Source organism: Burkholderia sp. THE68, assembly GCF_009938265.1.
Classification (GTDB): Bacteria; Pseudomonadota; Gammaproteobacteria; order Burkholderiales; family Burkholderiaceae; genus Caballeronia.
This window is the reverse complement of sequence record NZ_AP022319.1, coordinates 786,096-806,770: the sequence shown is the minus strand read 5'-3', so window position 1 is coordinate 806,770 and position 20,675 is coordinate 786,096. Positions and strand designations below refer to the sequence as shown.

The 20,675-nt window shown below is 64.7% G+C and carries 14 protein-coding genes; 7 read left to right on the top strand and 7 right to left on the bottom strand.

The features are described from left to right. Positions 1–15: 15 nt before the first annotated feature. Positions 16–2,406 (bottom strand): ATP-binding protein, encoded by a 2,391-nt coding sequence (locus BTHE68_RS32205; RefSeq protein ID WP_162070949.1) that lies wholly within the window; start codon positions 2,404–2,406, stop codon positions 16–18. Between the two features lie 269 nt (positions 2,407–2,675). Between BTHE68_RS32205 and BTHE68_RS32200 the strand changes: the two genes are divergently transcribed. Continuing rightward, a complete protein-coding gene (locus tag BTHE68_RS32200; RefSeq protein WP_162070319.1) occupies positions 2,676–4,451 on the top strand; it encodes a ShlB/FhaC/HecB family hemolysin secretion/activation protein in 1,776 nt (591 codons plus the stop codon). A 40-nt stretch (positions 4,452–4,491) separates the two neighbouring features. Here the strand turns inward: BTHE68_RS32200 and BTHE68_RS32195 are convergent, their stop codons facing one another. The 3 genes from BTHE68_RS32195 to BTHE68_RS32185 form a co-directional block, all read right to left on the bottom strand. Next, on the bottom strand, positions 4,492–6,837 hold the full coding sequence (locus BTHE68_RS32195; protein WP_162070318.1) for a beta strand repeat-containing protein: 2,346 nt from the start codon (positions 6,835–6,837) through the stop codon (positions 4,492–4,494). 290 nt (positions 6,838–7,127) lie between these two features. Then, complete coding sequence (locus BTHE68_RS32190; protein WP_162070317.1) at positions 7,128–7,496, bottom strand: hypothetical protein; 369 nt, start codon at positions 7,494–7,496, stop codon at positions 7,128–7,130. 102 nt (positions 7,497–7,598) lie between these two features. Further along, a complete protein-coding gene (locus tag BTHE68_RS32185; protein ID WP_162070316.1) occupies positions 7,599–8,744 on the bottom strand; it encodes a porin in 1,146 nt (381 codons plus the stop codon). A 277-nt stretch (positions 8,745–9,021) separates the two neighbouring features. Between BTHE68_RS32185 and aldA the strand changes: the two genes are divergently transcribed. From aldA to BTHE68_RS32155, 6 genes are all read left to right on the top strand, one after another. Continuing rightward, positions 9,022–10,446, top strand: a complete 1,425-nt coding sequence (gene aldA, locus BTHE68_RS32180) for an aldehyde dehydrogenase (protein ID WP_162070315.1) — start codon at positions 9,022–9,024, stop codon at positions 10,444–10,446. A gap of 111 nt (positions 10,447–10,557) precedes the next feature. Further along, positions 10,558–11,859 carry an MFS transporter gene (locus tag BTHE68_RS32175; RefSeq protein WP_162070314.1) on the top strand — a complete coding sequence of 434 codons (1,302 nt, stop codon included), beginning with the start codon at positions 10,558–10,560 and terminating at the stop codon, positions 11,857–11,859. Next, positions 11,856–13,073: a mandelate racemase/muconate lactonizing enzyme family protein gene (locus BTHE68_RS32170; RefSeq protein ID WP_162070313.1), complete on the top strand. Its 1,218-nt coding sequence runs from the start codon at positions 11,856–11,858 to the stop codon at positions 13,071–13,073. Before BTHE68_RS32175 ends, BTHE68_RS32170 begins: the two co-directional genes overlap by 4 nt. Before the next feature lie 27 nt (positions 13,074–13,100). Continuing rightward, positions 13,101–14,759, top strand: coding sequence for a GMC family oxidoreductase (locus BTHE68_RS32165; protein WP_162070312.1), 1,659 nt, complete (start codon positions 13,101–13,103; stop codon positions 14,757–14,759). 159 nt (positions 14,760–14,918) lie between these two features. Further along, positions 14,919–15,839 carry a LysR substrate-binding domain-containing protein gene (locus tag BTHE68_RS32160; RefSeq protein WP_162070311.1) on the top strand — a complete coding sequence of 307 codons (921 nt, stop codon included), beginning with the start codon at positions 14,919–14,921 and terminating at the stop codon, positions 15,837–15,839. Positions 15,840–15,850: 11 nt separating this feature from the next. Then, on the top strand, positions 15,851–16,732 hold the full coding sequence (locus BTHE68_RS32155; RefSeq protein ID WP_162070310.1) for a LysR substrate-binding domain-containing protein: 882 nt from the start codon (positions 15,851–15,853) through the stop codon (positions 16,730–16,732). A 5-nt stretch (positions 16,733–16,737) separates the two neighbouring features. On the opposite strand, the gene BTHE68_RS32150 is transcribed toward BTHE68_RS32155, so the two are convergent. The 3 genes from BTHE68_RS32150 to BTHE68_RS32140 form a co-directional block, all read right to left on the bottom strand. Continuing rightward, entirely contained in the window at positions 16,738–18,108 is a 1,371-nt protein-coding gene (locus BTHE68_RS32150; protein ID WP_232078350.1) for an MFS transporter, read from the bottom strand. 88 nt (positions 18,109–18,196) lie between these two features. Then, on the bottom strand, positions 18,197–19,636 hold the full coding sequence (locus BTHE68_RS32145) for an NAD-dependent succinate-semialdehyde dehydrogenase (protein ID WP_162070308.1): 1,440 nt from the start codon (positions 19,634–19,636) through the stop codon (positions 18,197–18,199). Then, positions 19,633–20,670, bottom strand: a complete 1,038-nt coding sequence (locus tag BTHE68_RS32140) for an aldo/keto reductase (protein ID WP_162070307.1) — start codon at positions 20,668–20,670, stop codon at positions 19,633–19,635. Before BTHE68_RS32140 ends, BTHE68_RS32145 begins: the two co-directional genes overlap by 4 nt. Positions 20,671–20,675 lie beyond the last annotated feature (5 nt).

Below are 20,675 nucleotides of genomic sequence, written 5' to 3'. Positions count from 1 at the left end.
GTTTTGCATGGCGCGCTACTTCTTGTCCTGTTCGGATCGTTTGATGAGCTGGCCGACATCATGCCCCGCGCCGCCCGTGCCCGCGGCGAGCCGCGCCAGCGCGCTCGCGGCGGTATCGCGCCGCACCCCGCTCTCAGGGCGAAACTGCTTGGGCAGCGCGAGATGGAAGGTCGCGCCGCGATCGGGCTCGCCTTCGGCCCACGCGCGGCCGCCGTGCCGCTCGATGATGCGCCGGACGTTCGCCAGCCCGATGCCGGTGCCGTCGAATGCCTCGTTCACATGCAGCCGCTGGAACACGCCGAAGAGTTTGTCGACATAACGCATGTCGAAGCCCACGCCGTTGTCGCGCACGAAATAGACGATATGACCGATCAGCTCGCCCGTGCCTTCGCGCGCGCCGATCTCGATGGCCGGCTGCTCGCGCTGCGCGCTGAACTTCACCGCATTGGACATGATGTTCGCGAACGCGACATGCAGAAAGACGTGGTCCGCTTCGACGGGCGGCAGCGCGTCAACCGTCCAGTGCACGCGGGAGGACGCGTGTTCATCGATATCGTTCTGGATCACCGTACGCACGAGCGCGTGGACATCGACCTGATGCGGACGCAGCGCCGCGCGGCCGAGTTGCGCGAACGAAAGCAGATCGTCGACGAGTCGGCCGCCGAAACGCGCCGATGTCACGATGCGCTCCAGATAGCCGCGCCCGCGCTCCGAGAGCTTCTCGCCGTCGATCTGTTTGAGCAGTTCCGCGAAGCTCACGATATGCCGCAGCGGCGCGCGCAGATCGTGCGATACCGTGTACGAAAACCCTTCGAGCTCGTGATTTGCGCGCCCGAGTTCGGTTGCGAGCTGCGCGATTTCCTCCGCGCGCCGCAGCACGATGCCGAGCACGGCCGCGCGGAATTCAAGCGCGATCTCGCGCTCGGCGGGGCGCCACGGCAGCGAGCGATGGCGCACCACATCGGTCCAGGTGTCGAAGCTCTCGCGCGGCGAAAGCGATGCGGCGAGGCCCGTGAGCTTCGCGCGCGGATCGCCCGCCCATTCGATCGTCTGCACGACTTCGCGCCGGAACCAGATGACATAGTTCCGGTAGATCTTCGAGATCGATACGGCCAGAAAGCCGGCCACGTCCGGCGAATCGGCGAGCGCGGGGCACTCCTGCGAGGCGCGGTCCGACAGCACGACGTCCTCGCTCTGATCGTCGAGCCAGTCGACGAGCGCGGTCACGCTGTGCTCGCCGGGCGTCACGCCGACGAGCGACGTGCGTCCCTCGAAGATCACGGCCGCGCCCGACGAGCGCGTGAAGCCGAGCAGATCGGATGCGTCGTCGACGAGCGCATCGACGAAGCTGTCGGTATTCGCCATCGACGAAAGCAGCTTGGAGAGCATGCGGCGCAGTTCGAGCCGGTAATGCGCTTCGGACTGTGTTTCGCGCGCTTCGATCTGCAGCGCCACGATCTGCGCGACATGCTCGCACGCCGTGCGCACTTCGAAAGACGGCAGGCGCGGCGTCGCGTGATGGCACGAGATCAGGCCCCAGAGCTTGTCGTCGACGAGGATGGACATCGACATCGAGGCGAGCGTGCCCATGTTGCGCATGTATTGCAGATGCACCGGCGACACGCTGCGCAAGGACGCGTAGGTGAGATCGGTGGGGCGGCCCGTCCCCGGATGCAGCGCGGGCACGAGCGGCGCGGCTTCGTAGTTCGCGTTCGAGATGAGCCGGATGCGATTCCTGCGATAGAGCTCGCGCGCCTGCGCGGGAATGTCCGATGCCGGAAAGTGCTGGTTCAGATACGACGGATAGCCCGGCTCGGCCGCTTCGGCGAGCACGTTGCCGTGGCCTTCCTCGTCGAACTGATAGACGAGCGTGCGGCCGAAGCCGGTCATGCGCGCGATCTCCGTCGCTGCGAACTGGCAGATCTGCTCGATGGTGCGCATCGACTGGACTTCGCTCACGAAGGAGCGCACGAGCGGGTAGATCGTCGAGAAGACATCGGCGGTGTCCTGCGCGGGCTCGACTTCGACGAACAGCAGCCCGTCATGCCGATGCACGATGATCGCGACGGGTCCGCGCGGCGTCCAGCCGTCGATCACCACGTTGCCGACGTGGAACGTCGCGCCATCGCGCGCGAGTTGCGTGAGCCCCGCGCTCGCGCGCTCGGCGGCATGCTGGCCGAGCACCGTCGACAACGGGCGGCCGAGACACGCGTCGGGCGCGATGTTCGCGAACTGCGCAACGTTGCCGCTGACCTGCAGGATGCGGCAGTGCGCGTCGACACTGAAGAGCACGCCGTGAGGCTGAATGCCGCCGGGAATGTGAATCGGCTCGCGCGCACATTGCGCGTGGACCGATGCATCGAGCGTATCGGAGCCGGTGATGTCTGCGGCAGAGGTTTTGTCCATCATCGTCCTGGTAATGCGGTTTCGGCTGGTGATGAGCCGCTCATCTTCGAATCATAGATGCGTCGAGTGTCTGGAAGCCAGCCATGACGCGCAAGCGGTGATTTCTACTTGCCGCGTCATGCGTGGGCGTGTCATTTCTACGCTGAGCAGCGTGAGTGGCGGCGAGCCACGAGCGCGTTCATGCATGAATCGTTCCGCGCCGTGGATCGAACGCCGACCCGCTGATACCATGCGAAGCCGACTCACGTGAGAGCCACGCCGGAGATCGATTGAAATCCGCACGCATCGCCGCGACGGTCCTGCCGGTTGCGATCGTCTGCCTTGTTCATGCGCGCGATGCCGCCGCGCAGTCGTATCGCGACGTGGCGCCGATCGCGCCTCCCGCCGCTGCGAAGCCGCGCGCGTTGCCATCGCCGCCCGAGCCCGACGACAAGTCGCAGGACGTCGCGATCCGCGATCTGCGGGGCATCGCATTCGTGCGCGCGCATGCGGGTGCCGATACCGATACCGATACCAACGCGCGTGCTTCCGCGCAAGCAGGTGCGATCACGGCGACGGGCGTTCCATTGCTCACGCCCGAGTTTCTCGACGGCTTTTCCGCCGATCTGCACGAGCCACTGACCTTCGCGCGACTCGCCGCGATACGCCGCGCGGTCGTGCAGCGCTATCGCGCGGCAGGCCAGCCGCTCGTCGATGTGTACGTGCCCGAACAGGATGTGAGCAACGGCGTCGTGACGATCGCAATCGCGGAGTTTCGTGCGGGACGTGTCATACCGAAAGGCAACCGCTATTTCTCCGATGCGTTGCTCACGCGCGAGATGCCGCTTGCGAGCGGCGAACCGATTCACGAAGCCGTTGTCGCGTCCGGGCTTGCGTTGCTCAACGCGAATCCGTATCGGCGTGTCGATGTGATCTACGCGCCCGGCGCCGAGCACGATACCACCGATGTCGTGCTGCAAACCGAAGACCGCTTGCCGTTTCGCCTCTACGGCGGCTACAACAACGATGGCGTGCGCGACCTCGGCCGCGATCGCATTCTCGCCGGATTCGACTACGGCAATCTGTTCGGCATCGATGCGCGCATCGGCTATCAGATGACCGCGAGTAACGATCTGCTGAGCGGCAATCCGGATATCGAAGGGCGGCCCGATCGGCCGCGTTACATCGCGCACGCGTTCAATGTGATCGCGCCGTTGCCGTGGCTCGACCGAATCGAGCTGTTCGGCGTGTACGCGCAGAGCACGCCGCGCCTGCCCGATAGTTACGGTCAAACCGGCCTCAGCGCGCAGCTCAGCTTTCGATACGACTGGCGCCTGCCGCCGCTCGATCGCGCCGGCGCGTGGCAGCAGCAGGTGCAGATCGGCTACGACTTCAAGCGCTCCAACAACGACCTCGAATTCGGCGGCTTTCAGGTGTTCAACGCGAACACGCATATCCATCAGTTCGTGATCGCCTACGATCTTCTGCGAAGCGATGCATCCGGCGATACGCATCTCAATGCATCGCTATTCGCGAGTCCCGGTTACTTCGACAGCAGCAGTAACGACGAAGCCTACGATGCGGCGCGTCTCGGCGCGACACCGCGCTATCAGTACATGCAGTTGTCGGCGCAGCGCGACATGCCGCTCGGCAAGTCGGGCTTTTCGGTGTCGGCGCGCGGGCTGCTTCAATGGACGGGCAGCACGCTGTTGCCGAGCGAAGAGCTGGGTCTGGGCGGCGATGCCACCGTGCGCGGCTACGAGCCGTACGCCGCGCAAGGCGATCGCGGCTGGAACGTGCAGACGGAATTGCGTGCGCCGGCGATATCGGCGGGCAGCGCGGCCATGCAGCCGTTCCTGTTCTTCGATGCGGGGCACGTGTGGAATCGCATCGCCGAATTCGGTGAAGTCAACAATGCGTCGCTGGCGAGCGTCGGAGCGGGGATTCGCGTGCAGATCGGGCGCTTCGTCAGCTTTCGCGGGACGTATGGGTTTCCGCTGAAGGCGGTGGTGCCGAACGGGTCGAAGGCGCCGGTGGGGGAAGTGTTTCTGGTGATCGGGAGTTAGCGGACTGGACGGCGCACCGCGCCGCCCAGCCGCACGCGCGTCAGGGCTGCGCCTGCTGCCACTGCAAAACCGGATGCGTCGCGCCCGCCGGCATCGCCCACACGCCGCCCGCCGGAATATTCCAGTCGAGGTAATTCGACACATTGCTCATCTGCGCCGTCGACAGCCCGTTCGAATCCGGCGGCACCGTGCCCGAGTTCGACCCGGCGGCAGCCGTGCGAATCGTCGTGTCCTTGTTCCAGTAGACGTTGTTGTGGATCGCGCCCTGGTTGTAGGCGGCGATACCGCCTTCCGGGTCTCCCGGCGGCCCGCCGCCGCCGACCTGCCCGACCGCGAACGACTCGTTGATGACGCCCGTGCTGCCGTTGACGAACACGAGCCCCCCGCCGCCGAAGCCGCCCACGCTGCCGGTCGCGTATGACTGCGTGATGAGTCCCGTGTTGAACGCGACGAGCCCGCCGGTTTCGCCGTGGTTGCCGGCGAACGTCGTGCCGGTCGCGTACGACTGCGCGATGGTCCCGTTATTGACGCCGACCAGCCCGCCCGCCGGGATCTGATAGCCGACATCCGCCGTGCTCGACGAGCGCTCGACCGTCCCGTTGTTCACGCCGACGAGTCCGCCCGCGCCGAATCCGCCGAAGCCGTTTTGCCCGACCGCGCCCGTCGTGTTGACGTAGGTGACGAGGCCATTGTTTTGACCCGCCAGCAAGCCGAGCCCGCCGGACGAGTAGCCGCCCGTGCTGGCGTTGGTAAGATTCAGATTGCGCACGATGCCGCTCGTGCCGATCACGCCGAACATGCCGAAGTAGTCGTTCACGAGATCCGACTGCGTCGCGAGTTTGTCGATGCTGTGGCCGAAGCCGTCGAACTGTCCCGTGAACGGCGCGGCCGTCGTCTGTCCGATCGGCGTGAAGTAGTTGGGATAGGCCGTCGCGCTCGCGTCGATGTCCTTGCCGAGCGCATAGTTGCCCGCGAGGTCCTTCGACACGTTCGACAGATCAGCGAGCGTGTTCACGAGCCGGTACGCGGTCGACTGCGTGACGAGCCCGCTATACGGCGCGGCGGTCCATCCGCTGTTGGTGAGCACCGTGCCCGGCGCGTAGCTGCCGTTCATGTCATAGAGCGCGCTCACGATCCCGCCGCTCTTCGACCAGTCGATCGTGCCGCCGTTGGTCACGCTGCCGCCGTTGTCGACGCCGCCTGCATCCGCGCGCAACGTGAGATTGCCGTTGCCCGTGTTGCCGATGGTCGCGCCCGTGCCGATCGTCACGTTATGCGCCGCGCCGAGTGTCAGCGACGCATTGCCGTTCCACTGGACGTTGCCCGCCACGCTCAGGTCGCCGCTGCTGGTTTCCATATCGACCGAGGTGCCGTTGGCGAGACTGCGCGCGAGCGAATCCGCGTTCGCCTGATCGACCGTGAAGGTTGGCGCGCCGAGCTTCCACGTGCGCGCCTGCACGTTCGCGCCTGCGACATCGAGCGTGGTTGCGCGCGTCTCGACCGTGCCGCCGCTGCCGTTCGCGTTGGTCGCGGCGATCGCGCCGTTCGCGTGCACCGCGCCCTGGTCGGCGACGAGCCACACGTGGCCGTCGCGCGTCGCGGTGCCGGTCGCGCGGATCGCGCTGCTGTTGCCCGCGAGCGCGTAGACGTTGCCATCGGCGGCTTGCAGGTTCGCCTGCGCCGCCTGGATCGCGCCGCCGTTCATCGCCGTGCCGCCGCTGCCCGCCTGCACGAACACCTGCTGTCCGCCCGACGCATCCTGCAGCAGCACCTGATTGCCCGTCGCGATTTCCACGCTGCCCTGCGGCGCGCTGATGCTGCCGCCGTTCACCGCCGCCGTGCGCGACACGAGGAACACGTCGCCGCCGCTCGAGCCGATCTTGCCGAGATTGATGACCATGCCGTCGCCGCCGCCCGAGAGCGTGAGCGGGCCGCCCTGCATGAACGCATCGCCGTCGATGTTCAACGCCGACGCGACGAAGCGCCCGCCCGTCGCGACGACACCGCCCGGCCCCACGAGCACGCCCTGCGGATTGACGAGATACACGCTGCCCGTCGCGCTGAGCTGGCCGAGGATCACGGACGCTTCGCCGCCCGTCACGCGATTGAGCGTCGCGCCGGCGCCGTTGTTGAACGTGACCTGCCGTCCGCCGCCGATGGAAAAGCTGGTCCAGTCGATCACGCCGCGCGTCGACGTCTGATTGATCGTGAGCGACTGACCGCCGCCGCTGATCGCGCCGCTGCCCGCGACGAACTGGCCGCCCGCTGGCAAGGGCGGCGCGGCGTATACAGAGCTCGCAATGAGCGATATGAACATCGCGAGCGGCCGCAGCCTCGCGCGACGATGACGAATTCGGGGAAGAAACGGACGAATGCGATCCTGCATGGCTACCTCGGCTCGATGTCGATTGTTCCGGTCGTTTTCGGGGCCGCTGACGGTGTAGCCGCGCTTGTCCCGGCGCTTCAGGTCACGGCCGGGCGACGCGAACATCGACGTGCGAGCAGGCGCGCAGATGTTAGCGCCGCGCCCGATACGCCAATGTGGGGTTCCGCACATTCATGCGGCGCAAAAAAATGCGCGTGCCCGAACGCGAGACTCGTCGGGGCACGCGCGCGATGCGGCACGAAAATTGAACGTGAAGGCGATAAAGACTGAAGGTAGATTGAAAGCGCGGGCTAATGCGAAGGCTTGCGCCGGCTCGTCAGCTCGACCCAGCATTCGTGATAGACGCGCTTGACTAGCGCGCTTTCGTAGTCGAGATCCTCGCCTTCGAGAATGCGCTCGATGTCGCCGCGCGAGGCGTCGGCGTCGAGCGTCGCCGAGAATCGCGCGGCGAGCGCCTGCGCCGCAGCCGACAGCCGCGCGGTCTCGATCCACTCGGCCGCGCGATGATGCCGGTCGAGCCAGCGATGCGCCGCGCGCACCTGGAACGACGCATCGGGCCAGTCGCCTTCGATGTAGTACGCGCCGAGCAATCCGCACGTGAGCCAGCACAGCAGATGCACCCGGTCATCGGGTCCGAGGGGGTAGCGCACTTGACTCATGATGACGGCACCGGAATGACTCGTCGACGATATCATGACGCGCGGCCCCCGGACATGCGGCTCGCATATGGTCCGGTGCCGCCTGCATGTCGACGCGCTGCGTCAGAACGCGTGCCGCAACGCCACGCGCGCGACGAACTGCTCCGAGTTCGACGACAAACCCTGCGTGCCCGGAATGAACGCCTGATCCATCACCGAATCCGTCGATTTGCCGGCGATCTTCTGATACGCGCCCTGCACATAAACGTCGGTGCGCTTCGACAGGAAATAATCCGCCATCAGACCAGCCGAGTGGATGCGCGGCTTCACGGTGCCTGCCGTCGAGTCGTATGTCTCGATCGAATACACGTACTGTGCGCCGACGAAGAAAGCCGGCGTGAACTGGTACTTTCCGTTCACTTCGAAGTTCTGGTATCGGAGATTCTTCAGTGTGTTGCCGTCCGAGGCGAGCGGCACGCCGATATACCCGTTCGTCACCGGATCGCGATAGCTCGAATTCGTGTACGCAAAGCCCGCCGTCGCGTTGCCGAACGTGTAGTTCACGCCCGCGCCGAAAATCTGCATGCGCGACGCGATGAAACTCGCATCGTTCGTCGCGATCGCGCCATTGGCATTGGAGCCGGTGCCGTCCGCGTGCAGGTAAGCCGCGCCCAGCAGCAGGCCGCCGTTCGCGTACGACGCCCCGACGCTGTATTGCCGGTTGCTCGCGAAGTTCGTGTCGTTGCTGAAGCTGTAAGTGCCGCCGAAGCGCAAGCCGCCGAGCGACGGACTCGCGTACTTGACCGTGTTGTTCACGCGGAACGAGTTGTCGGTGTTGTCATTGTCGAACGGATGCGCGAAGAGATAGCCTGCCCAGTTGCCGTTGGCCGTCGTCGCCGCGAGATAGTCGACCATGGAGTCGTACTGGCGGCCGAGCGTCACCGAGCCGAAACGGTCGTTGTTCACGCCCACATACGCTTGACGACCGAACATGCGCCCGCCCTGGCCGGCCGCGCCGTTGCTGAGGTTCACACCGCTTTCGAGCTGGAACACGGCCTTCGTGCCGCCGCCCAGATCCTCGACGCCGCGCAGGCCCCAGCGGCTGCCCGCCGCATAGCCGCTCGTGAGTTCATAGACATGATTCCCGCCGACGTTGCTCGTGTAGTCGATGCCTTCGTCGAGGATGCCGAACAGCGTGACGCTGCTTTGAGCATGCGCTGAAGTCGCGATGCACGCGAGTGCGGCCAAGGAGATTGCTTTGATTCTCATGAAAGTCTCAAATCTTTTACTTATTCGAAGAAGTCCGAACCATCAGTGCAGGCAGGACCGCGAGCGACGGATTGTGCGTGAGGAAAGCGGCACTGAAAATGGATTTAGTCGAACAGCGAGCGTGATTTTTTCGCATGTTCTTCCAGAAAATTCTTCGCTTGTCGTTGCGGCGCGAGGCGCGGAAGAATGAGCCGCAAATGCGTTGACTTGTCGCAGCGGTTGGCCGGAATCGCGGCTGCCGTGCGACCCGACGCCCAGCGAAAGGAACCCGCCAGACATGAAGTTAGAACGGAATTTTGTGAACGGACGTTTCATCGAGCCCGTAAGCGATAACGTCACTGCCATCCTGAATCCCGCGACGGAAGAGTTGCTGGGCCACGTGCACGACGCCTCGCGCGAGCAGGCGCTCATGGCCGTCGAACAGGCCGCCGACGCCCAGCGTCTGTGGCGCGTGATGCCCGCCGCCGAGCGCGGCGCGCATATGCAGCGTCTCGCGGATGCGATCGTCGAAGCCTCCGCCGAGATCGGCGCGGCGCTCGCGATGGAATCCGGCAAGAGCCTGCAAGACGCGACCAGCGAAGCCGTCTATGCCGCACAGATCACGCGCTATCACGCGGAGTGGGCGCGCCGTATCGAAGGCGAAGTCATTCCGAGCGATACGCCGAACGAAAACCTCGTGCTGCATCGCGAGCCGATCGGTGTGGTCGCGTGCCTGATCCCGTTCAATTTCCCGATCTACACGCTGATGCGCAAGGTCGCGCCGGCGCTGATCGCGGGCAATACGGTCGTCGTGCGTCCGAGCAACAACACGCCGCTGTCGGCTTTCGAACTGGCACGCGCCGTCGAGCGCGCGGCGCTGCCCGCGGGCGTCGTCAATATTCTCGCGATGGATCACGCGACGGCGGAAGCCGTCTGCACGCATCCGAAGGTCGGCATGATCACGTTGACGGGCAGCGTCAACGCGGGCCGCAAGGTGCTCGAATACTGCAAGGCGAATATCGCGAAGCCTTCGCTCGAACTGGGCGGCAAGACGCCCGCGATCATCGAGCCGGACGCCGATCTGCACAAGGCCGCACGCGAACTCGTCGCCTCGAAGCTCACGCACAGCGGCCAGCTTTGCACGGCGATCGAGCGTGTCTACGCGCACGAGAGCATCCATGATGAATTCGTCGGCCTGCTGCGCGAGCAGATGAAGGCCAGGCAAATCGGCGATCGCTACGAGGACCCGAGCAACATGGGCCCGCTCGTGAACAAGGCGTCGCGCGACGGCATTCACGCGATGGTCCGCCGCGCGATCGAAGCGGGCGCGACGCTCGAAACCGGCGGCGAAGTGCCGCAACGCAAGGGCTTCTTCTATCCGCCGACGCTGCTTTCGAATTGCCGCCAGGACATGGAGATCGTGCAGGAAGAGACCTTCGGCCCCGTGCTCGCGGTGCTGAAGTACGCGACCATCGACGACGCGCTCGCGATGGCCAACGATCACCAGTTCGGTCTGTCGTCGGTGCTCTACACCGAAAACTATCGCACGGCAATGAAGGTCGCCAACGCGATCGAAGCGGGCGAGCTCTATATCAACCGCACGCCCGCCGACCCGTATCAGGGTTTCCATGCCGGCTGGAAGCGCTCCGGCATCGGCGGCGACGACGGCAAGCACGGCATGCTCGAATTCACGCAGACGCGTCTCGTCGTCATGAAGTACTGATTCTCGCGGCCGCTGCCGGCCGCATCAATTCCTAACTCAACAAAAACATATTGAAGGCCAGCCGCGCGGCATCCGCATGTCGCGCGCCGCTGCCCTTTGAGGAGCACTCCTGTGTCAACGAATTCCGCTCAATCCAGTGAAAGCGTTGTCGCGCCGCGCGAAGGCACGCGCGCCGACCGCTATCTGCAACTCGCGCTGCTCGTGATCGCCGCTGGCGCCATCTATCCGATTCTGTATCTGCGGCAGGTCTATCAGCCGACGATGCTCGAAGTCTTCCACATCAGCGAAGCGCAACTCGGCTATTTGTATTCCGCGCTCGGCACGATCTTTCTCGTCTGCTATTTGCCGAGCGGCTGGCTCGCGGACCGCGTCGCGCCGCGCGTGCTGATCAGCTTTTCGCTGATCGCGACGGGCGCGCTCGGGCTCTGGTATTCGACTGCGCCATCGTTCGGCTCGCTGATCGTGATCTTCGGATGCTGGGGACTGACGACCGGCCTGACCTTCTGGGCCGCGATCATCAAGCGCGTGCAGATGATCGCCGCCGCCGACGAGCAAGGCCGCTTCTTCGGCTTTCTCGATGGCGGCCGCGGCCTGATCGAAGCGCTGCTCGCGACCATCGCGATCAGCCTGTTCGCATGGGCCACGCAGACGCACGCCGAATCGACGGCGGCGGGCTTCCGGCTCGTCGTGTACATGTACGCGTTCCTGTGCATCGGGCTCGGCGTGGTGCTCGGTCTCGTGCGCGATCCGCAAGGCGCGCAGCCGGCGCGGGCCGCGCGCGAAAAGCGCAACGTGCTGCGCGATCTCGCGGTGCTGCTGAAGAACCCGCAACTGTGGCTGCTCTCGGCGATCGTTTTCTGCGGCTATCAGGTGTTCTGGGCGACCTACAGCTTCTCCGCGTATCTGCATGAGAAGGAAATTGGTTTGTCGGTCGTCGCGGCGGGTTTCATCACCACCGCCAAACTGTGGATGCGCCCGATCGGCGGCATCGGCGGGGGCTTTCTCGGCGACCGTTTCTCGAAGACCTCCGTGCTCGTGTTCGCGCTGTTCGCTGCCGCCGCTGCGCTGCTCGTACTGATGGCCGCGCCTTCTATCGGCAGTCACGCGCTCATCGCGGTGGTCGTGCTGTTCATCGGCGTGATGACGTATGCGATTCGCGGCCTCTACTGGTCGCTGCTCGATCAGTGCAAGGTGCCCGCCGAAATCATGGGTCTCGCGATCGGCCTCGTCTCGGTGATCGGCTACTCGCCCGATGCGGTGCTGCCGCTCATCAACGGCTATCTCACGCAGAACTATCCCGGCGCGCATGGCTATCAGCTCTATTTCGGCTATATCGCGTTCATGTCCGCGCTGGGCGGCGTGGCCGCGCTTTTCTTCAAACATCGACTGAACAAACTGGGAGCGCAACAATGAAGATCGCCGCGCTGGAAACGCATATCGTCGCGGTGCCGCCGCCGCACATCGGCGGGATGTACTGGATTTTCGTCAAGCTGCGCACCGCGTGCGGCATCGAGGGCGTCGGCGAGATCTATTCCGCGACGTTCCATCCGAAAGCGATGGCGCCGATCATCGAAGACGTGTTCGAGCGCTATCTGCTCGGCCACGATCCGCATCACGTCGAGCGCTTCTATCGCGAGGCGTATTCGAGCGGCTTCACGCAACGCCCCGATCTCACGATGATGGGCGTCGTCAGCGGCCTGGAAATGGCGTGCTGGGACATCATCGGCAAGGCGGCGGGCAAGCCGGTGTACGAGCTGCTCGGCGGCCGCGTGCACGAGCGTCTGCGTTCGTACACCTATCTCTATCCGAAGAACGCGCGCGGCGAATACGACTACGACGATCCCGATCTCGCCGCCGAATGCGCCGCGCACAACGTCGCGCTCGGTTTCACGGCCGTGAAGTTCGATCCGGCAGGTCCGTACACCGCGTATTCCGGCCATCAGATTTCGCTCGAAGTGATGGACCGTTGCGAAACGTTCTGCCGCAAGGTGCGCGAGGCCGTCGGCTGCAAGGCCGATCTGCTGTTCGGCACGCACGGGCAGATGGTGCCGTCATCAGCGATCCGTCTCGCGCAGCGCCTCGAAAAGTTCGATCCGTTGTGGTTCGAGGAGCCGGTGCCGCCGGGACAGGAAAGCGCGATGGCGCAAGTCGCCGCGAAGACCAGCATTCCGATCGCGGCGGGCGAGCGCCTCACGACGAAGTACGAGTTCTTCAAGCTGCTCGAAGCACGCGCGGCGTCGATTCTGCAGTTCAACGTCGGGCGCGTGGGCGGTCTGCTCGAAGCAAAGAAGATTGCGAGTCTCGCCGAGGTGTACTACGCGCAGATCGCGCCGCATCTCTACAACGGCCCGGTCGGCGCGGCTGCGAGCATCCAGATCGCCGCGTGCACGCCGAACTTCCTGATTCAGGAAAGCATCGGCACATGGGACGGCTTTCACGCCGAGGTGCTCAAGACGAAGATCCGCTGGGAAGACGGCTACATCATTCCGTCGACGGAGCCGGGTCTGGGCGTCGAACTGAACATGGATGTCGTGCGCGCGCATACGCCGTACACGGGCACGCGTCTGCATCTGCAGATGGCGGCGAAGCCCGCCGACGTGAAGGATCTCGCGCCCGCGAAGGGCTGAACGCAGAACAAGGCAAGCAGGTAAAGCATGGAATTCGATTACATCATCGTGGGTGCGGGATCGGCGGGCTGCATTCTCGCCGATCGCCTCACCGAGTCCGGCGAGCATTCGGTGCTGCTGCTCGAAGCGGGCGGCAAGGACGATTCGTGCTGGTTCAGGATTCCGGTCGGTTTCACGAAGACCTACTACAACCCGGAATACAACTGGATGTACTACAGCGAGCCGGAAGCGCAACTGAAGGACCGCTCGCTGTATTGCCCGCGCGGCAAGGTGCAGGGCGGCTCCGGCTCGATCAACGCGATGATCTACGTGCGCGGCCAGCCGCACGATTTCGACGACTGGGCGCGCGCGGGCAATGCGGGCTGGGGTTATCGCGACGTGCTGCCGTATTTCCGCCGCCTCGAATCGCACTGGGCCGGCGACACGCAGTACCACGGCGCGAGCGGCAAGATCAGCATTTCGTCGATGAAGGACGGCGCCCACGCCATCTGCGGGACGTTCCTCGAAGGCGCGCGGCAGGCCGGCTATCCCGTCACCGGCGACATCAACGGCGCGGACTACGAAGGCGCGACCATCTACGACATCAACGCGCGCAAGGGTGAGCGTTCGTCGAGCAGCTTCGAGTATCTGCATCCGGTGCTGGGACGCAAGAACCTGCGCGTGGAGCGCAATGTCAGCGTGAGCCGCGTGCTCTTCGACGGCGCGCGCGCGACCGGCGTGACGGCGACGCGCGCGGGCGAGTCGCTGCAATTCCGTGCGAAGCGCGAAGTGATTCTGTCGGCGGGCGCGGTGGATACGCCCAAGCTCATGCAGCTCTCCGGTCTCGGCGATGGCGCGCTGCTCGCGCGGCACGGCATTCCGGTCGTGCGCGAGCTGCCGGCCGTCGGCCAGAATCTGCAGGATCACCTGTGCGTCAGCTTCTACTATCGCGCGACGGTCCCGACGCTGAATGACGAACTGCGATCGCTCGTCGGCAAGATCAAGGCCGGGATGCGCTATATGACCTCGCGCAAGGGGCCGCTCTCGATGAGCGTGAACCAGTCGGGCGGCTTCTTCAAGGGCGATGACGAAGAGACGCAACCGAACCTGCAGTTGTACTTCAATCCGCTCTCGTATCGCATTCCGAAGAGCAGCAAGGCGCAGCTGGAACCCGAGCCGTACTCGGGCTTCCTGCTGTGCTTCAACCCGTGCCGCCCGACGAGCCGCGGCTCAATCGAAATCGCGTCGAACCGCGTGGGAGATGCCGCGAAGATCCGCATCAACGCGCTGACGACGCCGAAGGATGTCCACGAAGCGGTGCAGGGCAGCAAGCTCGTGCGCAAGATCATGAGTTCGGCTGCGCTGCGAGCGATCACGGCGGAGGAAATCTCGCCGGGACCGGACGTGCGGAGCGACGCCGACCTGCTGGAGTACTTCCGCGAGCAGTCGGGCTCGATCTACCACTTGTGCGGTTCCTGCGCGATGGGGCCGGACGAGCGCACGTCGGTCGTCGACGAGCGGCTGCGCGTGCATGGCATCGAGGGCTTGCGCATCGTGGATGCGTCGATTTTCCCGAACATCACGTCAGGCAATCTCAACGCGCCGGTGATGATGGTCGCGGAGAAAGGCGCGGACATGATTCTCGACGACGCACGCACGGTCGTCGAACGCGTTCCGGCGCCGGCCGAACCCGCGGCGATCGGCTGATCCGCGTGAGGCGTGAGGGCGTCGTGTCGCCTTCACGTCATAAAGCGGCATAATTTGCCTCGATTCGTAAAATGCTGCCTTAGAGCGGCACGTTCCGGCGTGGATGCGTGTTGAATCACGCGTTGAACGCAAGGAAAGGAGACCGATTTGAAGCGAAAGATGCCTGCCCTGAATGCGCTGAGGGCTTTCGAGGTCGCCGGACATACCGGCAGCTTCACGCGCGCCGCCGAAATGCTGCACGTGACGCAAAGCGCGGTGAGCCGCCAGGTGCGCCAGCTCGAGACGCAGCTCGGCGAGCCGTTGCTGCTGCGCCGGCATCATCATCTGGAATTGTCGGCGACGGGGCGCCTTCTGCTGCAGGCGCTCAAGATGTCGTTCGACCGCATCGAGCTCACGGTGCGCAGCATTCAGGAAAGAACTCATCTGACGCGCTTGCGCGTGAACGCGCCGCCTACCTTCGCCAGCCGCTGGCTCATGCCGCGGCTGCAATCGTTGCGCGCCGCCGCGCCGGACCTCGAAATCTCGCTGACCACGCAGCGCAAGGACGATCTCGTCGAATCGGGCGCGCTCGATTGCGCGATCCGCTTCGGCAACGGCGAGTGGGAAGGTCTCGACAACCAGTTGCTGATGAACGAGCGGCATGTCGCGGTGTGTTCGCCTTCGCTGATCGGCGAGGAAGATAGCGCCGATATCGACCTGAACAGCTTCACGTTGCTGCATGTGCTCGCGGCGAGCGATCAGCGCTATCTGACGTGGCAGCACTGGCTGAAGGCAGCGAATATCGACGATGTCGATACGCACGGCGGCTACGAGTTCGATCTGCTCGATCATGCGATCCGCGCGGCGGTCGACGGCATCGGCGTCACCATCGCCGATCGACATATGATCGCGCACGAGTTGCGGCAGGGCACGCTCGTGCCGATCGTCGATGTCGAGGTGGACGGGCATCAGTCATACTGGCTCGTCACGCGCACCGGCCATGACGATGCGCCGCAGGTGGCGCTCTTTCGCGAGTGGCTGCGCGAGGAGATCGAGAAGCAGGCGGGCGGACGCGGCGCCAGGCGAGGCGCGCGCAGATAAGGGAGATGATCGTGCGGCGACTGCCATCCTTGACCGCGTTGCGCTTCTTCGAGGAGAGCGCGCGGCATATGAGCTTCAACAAGTCCGCCGCGGCGTTGTGCGTGACGCCGGGCGCGGTGAGCCGTCAGATTCGCCTGCTGGAGGATGCGCTCGGCACCAAGCTGTTCGATCGCGATCACAAGGGCATTCGGCTCACGAAACAGGGCGCTGAGCTGCTCGCGTGCCTGTCCGAAGCATTCGATTCGATCGAACGTGTGACGCGCTCGCTTTCGTCCGCGCAGCGTGTCGAGCGCAAGCGTCTGACCGTGAGCGCGCCACCGACTTTTGCGACGCGCTGGCTGTCCCCGCGACTCGGCTCGCTGATCGACGCGGTGCCCGACATCGATCTGTCCGTACGCACCGATACCGCCGAAGACAGGCAGTGCTGCATTCGCTTCGGGTACGAGGCGAGGGCGGATCATCGGTCGGAGTTGCTGTTCATCGAGCGGCATGTGCTCGTCGGCGCGATGAAGTTCGCGGGGCAGTCCGTCGAAACGCTGCTCGAGCGGCTGCCCGCGCTGCATGTGCTGCATAACGATGCGCGGCTGACGCTGTGGCCCAACTGGCTCGATGCGGCGGGATTGCCGCGCGCTTTCGGCGAGAACGGCATCGAATTCTCGACGCTGGATCAGGCGATTCATGCGGCGCGGGCGGGTTCGGGGCTGGCGGTGGTCGACCGCAACATGATCACCGATGAACTGCATGATGGGTCGCTGGTTCTGCTGTCGGCCGTGGAATCGACCGGGCCGTATGGGTATTGGCTGGATATCGCGCCTTCGTTCGCGAGTGAGGATAGCGTGCAGGCGTTTGCGGAGTGGCTGCGCGCCGAGGGCGCGAAGGACGCGCAGCCGTAGCGCGACTACCCCCCGCTCGCCTGATTCAACGTCAGATGCTTCGTCTCCGGCGCCCACGCGATCGAGACCAGCATCCCGATCAGCAACACACCCGCGAGCGCGAGCATCGTCATCTGCACGCCGGCTTGCGCGATGCCGATCGGCAGCAAAAACGTCCCCACCGCCGACCCCAGCCGGCTGCACGCAATCGACAGCCCCACGCCGCACGCACGCGCTTCGGTCGGAAAGCACTCCGGCGGAAACACACCGACGAGATTCGAGAACGCAGACATCGTCAGCGTGAAGACCCCGAACGCAACGATCATCGCGACGCTCGCCGATGTCGGCAGCGCGCTCAACGCGAACAGCGACAGGCAACACACCGCGAACGACCCGATCAGAAACGAACGTCGCGACAGCCTGATCGTCAGCCAGATCCCGACCAGCGCGCCGAGCACGAGAAAGCCGTTGAGCAGCAGATCGGCGCCCGAGCCTTCGGGCAGACGGATCGCCGTGAGTATGCTCGGCAGAAACGTATAGATCGCGAAATAGGGAATCACGAGACACACGAAGAACGCGCAATTGAAGACCGTGCGGCGAATCAGATCCGGCTTGAAGAGTCGCGCAAAGCCGCCCGCGGGCGCGAAGTGCTCGCCGGCGCCGGCATCGAGCGTCACGTGCGGGCCGAAGTGCTTGCGCACGATACGCATCGCTTCGTCCTTGCGGCCCTGGCCGAGCAGCCAGCGCGGCGACTCCGGCGTGCCGAATCGCATGATCAGCACGAGAAACGCCGGCACGCCAGCCGAGGCGAGCAGCCATCGCCACGCATCGGGCGATGCATCCGCGTAATGCATGCCGAGCACGTTCGCGATCACATAGCCGATCGTCCAGATGACGCTGAACGAGCCGAGCAGCGTGCCGCGATGTTTGCGCGGCGAGAATTCCGCGAGAATCGCATGACCGACCGCGAAATCGCCGCCCATGCCGAAGCCGATCAGAACGCGCAGCCCGACGAGCATCGCCGGTGTGGTCGCGTAGAACTGCGCGAACGCGGCCGCCGTGATGATGATGAAGCTCAGAAGGAAGATTTTCTGCCGGCCGAGTTTGTCGGAGAGCCAGCCGAACACGAGACTGCCGATGAAAATGCCGATCAGCGCGGACGAACCGAGCAGGCCCATCCAGAATGCGTCGAGCGGAATCTGCCTGTTCAATGACGATAGCGCGTAACCGATCGTGCCGAGCGCATAGCCTTCGGTGAAATGCGCGCCGAACGTCAGACCGGCGATCTTCACGTGAAAGCGGTTGAGCGGCACATCGTCGAGCGCGATGCGTTTTTGCGCGGTATCGAAGGGCGCGGCGGCGCCGGGTGCGAGCGGCTGCGCGCTCAGGCTTTGCATGTCCAAGAGTATCTCCTCCACGGGCGAGCGGCCCCTTACGGGGCGACGCATGGCCGTTTTATTTGTGAACAGACCCTGTGGCGATGAATCAACGGCCGAGGCCGGCCATCATCATGTACTTGAGTTCCATGTATTCATCGAGCCCGTACTTCGATCCTTCGCGGCCCAGTCCCGACTGCTTCACGCCGCCGAAGGGCGCGACTTCCGTCGAGATGATGCCTTCGTTGATGCCGACCATGCCGCTCTCCAGCGCCTCGGCGACACGCCACGCGCGGCCCAGATCGCGCGTGTAGAAGTACGCGGAAAGGCCGTAAGGCGTGTCGTTCGCTTGGGCGATGACTTCTTCTTCGCTCTTGAAGCGGAAGCACGCTGCCACCGGACCGAAGGTCTCTTCATCGGCGATCAGCATGGAAGGCTTCGCGTCCGCGAGCACGGTCGGTTCGTAGAACGTGCCGCCGAGCGCGTGCGGTTTGCCGCCGGTCAGCACCTTCGCGCCTTTGCTGACGGCATCGGCGAGATGGGTTTGCACCTTTGTGAGCGCGGCCTCGTTGATGAGCGGCCCCTGATCGAACTCGCCTTCGAGCCCGTTGCCCACGCGGAGCTTGTGCACGGCGCGCGTCAATGCCTGCGTGAATGCGTCGTAGATGCCGTCCTGTACGTAGAAGCGATTCACGCACACGCACGTCTGCCCGGTGTTGCGGAACTTCGATGCCATCGCGCCCTGCACGGCGGCATCGATATCGGCGTCGTCGAACACGATGAACGGCGCGTTGCCGCCGAGTTCCAGCGAGAGCTTCTTCAATGTATCGGCCGATTGCTTCGCGAGCAGCTTGCCGACGCGCGTCGAACCCGTGAACGACAGCTTGCGGACATCGGGCGATTCGGTCAGTACCTGGCCGATGGCGGTGGCATCGCCCGATACGATGTTGAACACGCCCGCCGGAATGCCCGCTTCCTCGGCCAGCACCGCGAGCGCGAGCGCGGACAGCGGCGTTTCCTCGGATGGCTTCAGCACCATTGTGCAGCCCGCGGCGAGCGCGGGGCCGGCCTTGCGCGTGATCATCGCGAGCGGAAAATTCCACGGCGTGATGGCCGCGACGACGCCCACCGGCTCGCGCGTGACGACGATCTTCGCATTCGGCTTCGGACTCGGGATGATGTCGCCATAGCTGCGCTTCGCTTCTTCCGCGAACCATTCGAAGAAGCTCGCCGCGTACGCGACTTCACCGAGCGCTTCCGCAAGCGGTTTGCCCTGTTCGCGCGTCAGCAGTTCCGCGAGCGTGTTGCGGTTGGCGAGCATCAACTCGCCCCAGCGCTTCACGCGCGTGCTGCGCTCCTTCGCGGTCAGCGCGCGCCATGCGGGGAACGCGCGCTTCGCGGCATCGATGGCTTGCCGGGTTTCCGTGCCGCCGCCGCGCGCGACGTTCGCGATCACGTCGCCCGTTGCGGGATTGCGCACCGGATACGTGCTCGCGCTTTCACGCCATTTACCGTCGATGTAATGACTCGATTGCAACAGGTTCATCATGCCGCGCGCTCCAGTGCGGGTTCGAAGTGGCCTTGCGCGGCACGCGCCTCGCGCGCGATGCGTCGTCCTGCCGTGTAGTCGTTGATGAGATCGCACGGCGTGTAGTTGCGATCGAGCTCGTGCATTTCGGCTTCGTCGAGTTTCGTTTCGAGCGCGGCGAGCGCGCTGTCGAATTGCGCCGCGGAATCCGCGCCGACCAGCATGCTCGAAATGCCGGGGCGGCTGAGCACCCACGCCTGCGCGATCTGCGCCGCCGACACCCCGCGCCGCGCCGCCACCCGCGCGACCGATGCCGCGACTTCCTGTGACGCGTGATCGCCGTACATCTGCGCGGTGAAGAAATCGGTCTGATTGCGCGTGGACTTCGCATCGGACGTGAGCAGGCCGCGCGCGAGCGGACTGAACACCGACACCCCGACGCCCTGATCGATGCAGTACGGAATCATCTCGCGCTCTTCCTCGCGATACGCGGCGTTGAGCTGCAACTGCATGTTGACCGGCTTATGCCAGCCGTTCTTCTCGCACGCCTGCATGATCTTCGCGAACTGCCAGGTGTACATCGTCGATACGCCGATGTAGCGCGCCTTGCCCGCGCGCACGATGTCGTCGAGCGCGCCCATCGTCTCTTCGACGGGCGTGTTCACGTCGAAGTAATGCAGCATGTAGATATCGACGTAATCCATGCCGAGGCGCGTGAGCGAGCCGTCGATGCCGTCCATGATGTGCTTGCGCGAATGGCCGCCCGCGTTCGGATGGTTCGCCATGTCGTAGCCGACCTTGGTCGTCACGACCACTTCCTCGCGCTTGACGAGCCGCTTCAGAATGCGGCCGACGACTTCCTCGCCGACGCCCGTCGAATAGAAATCGGCCAGATCGATGAAGTTCACGCCCTTGTCGAGCGCGTGGCGCACGATCGGTTCGCTTTGCGCTTCGTCGAAGATCCAGGGTTTCCATTGCGGCGTGCCCATGTTCATCGTGCCGAGACAAAGGCGCGACACCTTCAGGCCGGAGTGGCCGAGACGCACGTATTCCATTTGCA